At 64.5% G+C, this 760-nt stretch carries 1 protein-coding gene; it reads left to right on the forward strand.

Annotated features, from left to right (window positions below; translation table 11 throughout):
- The coding region (locus LXN57_RS39830; protein ID WP_251803440.1) for a hypothetical protein at positions 1-246 on the forward strand (246 nt) is incomplete at its 5' end.
- Between the last annotated feature and the right edge of the window lie 514 nt (positions 247-760).

The following is a 760-nucleotide window of genomic DNA, read 5'->3' on the forward strand; positions in this document are numbered from 1 at the left end:
GGCGGGGCAGTGATGGTGGTGTGGTGGCTTGCAGCGGCGGCAGGTTGCGTCGGCCGGCGGGTTTCTTTACTGGCCGATATTGCAATGCTAGGGGTAGGTAAAAGACGACCTTGCGGTTCCTGTAGGTCACTTCAATTTGGCATGATCTATTGTCTTCTCAGTGAGCATTTCGCTTCTGGTGTGGGACAATATAAGTATGCGGCAGCTACAGTTCTTCAGCACGGCAGAGCTGGCGAAGATGCGTGACCGGACCAAGCGTCGAAACTATTCTCCCGCAGGCGACGAATTCCGCCGCGAGCATGAGAAGCACCGCGCCTGGGGTCTGCAGCAACGGCACGCCGCCAAACTGAGTCGTCTGCGCCGCGCTGCCGTCGCGTCCGAGATCAGCGCCGAGCCCGAGCCGAGCCCCGCCAACACTCCGGCGAAGCGCACTCCGACTCCGACTCCGACTCCGACTCCGACTCCGACTCCGACTCCGACTCCTGCTGCTGCTGCTGCTGCTCCTCCTGCCCCTGCCCCTGCCCCTGCCCCTGCCCCTGCCCCTGCCCCTGCCCCTGCCCCTGCGCCGCGGTCGGCCGAGTCGGCTGCTGTTTCCTCGCGGTGTGGTGGGCAGGTCGTTGTTCCCTGGCGGTCGGCCGGGCAGGTTGTCGTTTCCTCGCGGCCGGCCGAGGTTGTCGATGCGGCTAAGGGCTCGCCGAGAAATAACACGTTGGTTGGATCTTTATCGGGCGGGGTTTAGGACCGTTTGGTGCCGGCCGCG

Origin of the sequence: Paractinoplanes hotanensis (genome assembly GCF_023717965.1) — a bacterium.
In the GTDB taxonomy this organism is placed as follows: Bacteria; Actinomycetota; Actinomycetes; order Mycobacteriales; family Micromonosporaceae; genus Actinoplanes; species Actinoplanes polyasparticus.